General features: G+C 65.0%; 1 protein-coding gene. It reads right to left on the reverse strand.

All coding sequences use genetic code 11. The annotated features are described in order from the left end of the window. Nucleotides 1-130: 130 nt before the first annotated feature. Nucleotides 131-2,649: transglutaminase family protein (locus tag RUU78_RS08695; protein WP_313915657.1), on the reverse strand; the 2,519-nt coding region annotated here is incomplete at its 5' end.

The following is a 2,649-nucleotide window of genomic DNA, read 5'->3' on the forward strand; positions in this document are numbered from 1 at the left end:
GCGCTGACCGCTTGCGCGACACGATCACCGTCGTTCGCAGCATCGGCATCAAAGAGGGAAGACATGAGCAGAGTGTAGCGGCGCTACGTCAATGCCAGTCGTCGCCTGTTCATTGCATGCCCGCGAGGTTCTAAGTCCGTCGCAAATCGAGCGTGAACGGATGCTCGTGATTGACCGTTGCCGGCGCCACCACCATCCGCCCTGGCGTGTGCCCCATGCGCAAAAAGCGCGACAACCGCCGCGATTCGGCCTCGTACGCGTTGATCGGGAACACGCTCGGGTTGGACCCGCCCGGATGCTGCACGTGGTACTGGCAGCCGCCGAGGCTCTTGTTCATCCAGGTGTCGACGATATCGAAAGTGACTGGCGCATGCACCTGAATCGAGGGATGCAGCGCCGACGGCGGGCTCCAGGCCTTGTAGCGCACGCCGGCGACAAAGTGACCGACGGTGCCAGTCGGCTGCAGCGGCAGCGCCTGGCCGTTGGCCGTAACCACATAACGTGCATCGTTGAGCCCGGTCACGCTGACTTCGAGCCGCTCCAGCGACGAGTCGACATAGCGCACGGTGCCGCCGATCGCGCCTTCTTCGCCCATCACGTGCCAGGGCTCGAGCGCGCCGCGGATCGCGACTTCCATGCCGCGCACGGCGATCTCGCCGAACAGCGGGAAGCGGAACTCAAAGTGCGGTGCAAACCACGCTGGGTCGAACTGATAGCCGCCGTTCTCGGGCATGGCGAGGTCTTCCAGCACGTCCTCGAAGTCCATGCGGATGAAGGTCGGCAGCATGAAGCGGTCGTGCAGCGCGGTGCCCCAGCGCGACAGCGAATGATGCTTGGGCTGCTTCCAGAAGCGCGCGACGAGGGCGCGCAGCAGCAGCTGCTGCACGATGCTCATGCGGGCATGCGGCGGCATCTCGAACGCGCGCAGTTCGAGCAGGCCGAGGCGGCCGGTCGGACCATCGGGCGAGTACAGCTTGTCGATGCAGAACTCGCTGCGATGCGTGTTGCCAGTGACGTCGATCAGGATGTTGCGCAGCGTACGGTCGACCAGCCAGGGCGGCATTTCACTGCCGTAGATTTCGCGGTTCTTCTCGATCTGTGTGAGGGCGATTTCCAGTTCGTAGAGCTGGTCGTTGCGCGCCTCGTCAATGCGCGGTGCCTGCGAGGTGGCACCGATGAACAGGCCGCTGAACAGGTACGACAGGCTCGGATGGTTGTGCCAGTAAGCGATCAGACTGCCGAGCAGCTCGGGCTTGCGCAGGAACGGAGAGTCGGCCGGCGTGGCGCCGCCGAGCACGAAGTGATTGCCGCCGCCGGTGCCGGTGTGGCGGCCATCCAGCGCGAATTTCTCGGCGCACAGGTGCTCCTCGAACGCGGCTTGGTACAGGAACTCAGTGTGCTCGACCAGCTCGGTCCAGTTGTAGGCCGGATGGATGTTCACCTCGATGACACCGGGATCGGGCGTCACCTGCAGCAGCTTCAGGCGCGGGTCGCGCGGCGGCGGATAGCCTTCGAGCACGATCTTCATGTCGAGCGCTTCGGCGGTCGCCTCGACCGCGGTCAGCAGGTCGAGATAGTCTTCAAGCCAGGCGATCGGTGGCATGAAGATGTACAGGTGCCCCTGCCGCGCCTCCACGCACAGCGCGGTGCGCGTGAGCCAGTGGGCGGACTGGAAGCGCTGCGGGAGCAGGGTGGCGGTGGCGGGGACGTAGCTGCGCTGCGCCGACGTGCCTGCGTTATCGGCATCAATGGCATTTCTATCCAAGCCCGTTCGTGGTGAGTCGGTCGTTCCATGAACGTGAGTTCCCAATGCAGCCGATGATAGGGTGCCACCCGGTGGTTCGACAGGCTCACCACGAACGGAAAGCGATGCCGCGTGAACGGTTGACTGATCACCCGAGACACCCTGCATCGTCACTGTCGCAGGCACATCGAGCCCCCGCGCCACCCCATACCGTTCCGCAAACGTCCGCGCCGCTGGCAGGTCACCGCGCGCATCGAATGTGTCACGATCGATGAAGTACGGGTAGTCGCCCTCGGACGTCCACGGCAGGCTGTCGAGCGGCAGGCGGTAGCCCATCGCGCTGTCGCCCGGGATCAGGTACATGCGCTCGTCGCGGAAGAACCACGGACCGGTCTGCCAGCGCGTGCCGCTGAGGCCGACGGCGCTACCCGGTGTCAGCGGCAGTACGTGACCGACGACATGCGTCAGGCCCTGATCGAACACCTTGCGCAGGCGGTCGCGCTCCAGCTCGTCTCCCAGACGCGCATCGAACGGATCGACGTTGACCGGCAGGCGACGCTCGCGCCACAGGTAATACCAGGTGTCTTCGTAGCCTTCCTTGACGAACTCATCGGTCAGGCCCAGTTTGCCCGCCAGCGTGCGGATGAAGCGGCCGGAATCGGCGTTGCTGTAAACACCCGACTTGCGTTCGTCAGCGAACAGGTCCGGGTTGTGCCAGATCGGCTGCCCATCCTTGCGCCAGAACACCGACAGCGCCCAGCGCGGCAGTTGCTCGCCCGGGTACCACTTGCCCTGGCCGAAGTGCAGAAAGCCGCCGTCGCCATACTGGGCGCGCAGCTTTTGCACCAGCGCATTGGCGTAACCGCGCTTGGTCGGGCCGAGCGCGGCCGTGTTCCATTCAGCGG

Origin of the sequence: Tahibacter sp., from assembly GCF_032229445.1 — a bacterium.
Classification (GTDB): Bacteria; Pseudomonadota; Gammaproteobacteria; order Xanthomonadales; family Rhodanobacteraceae; genus Tahibacter.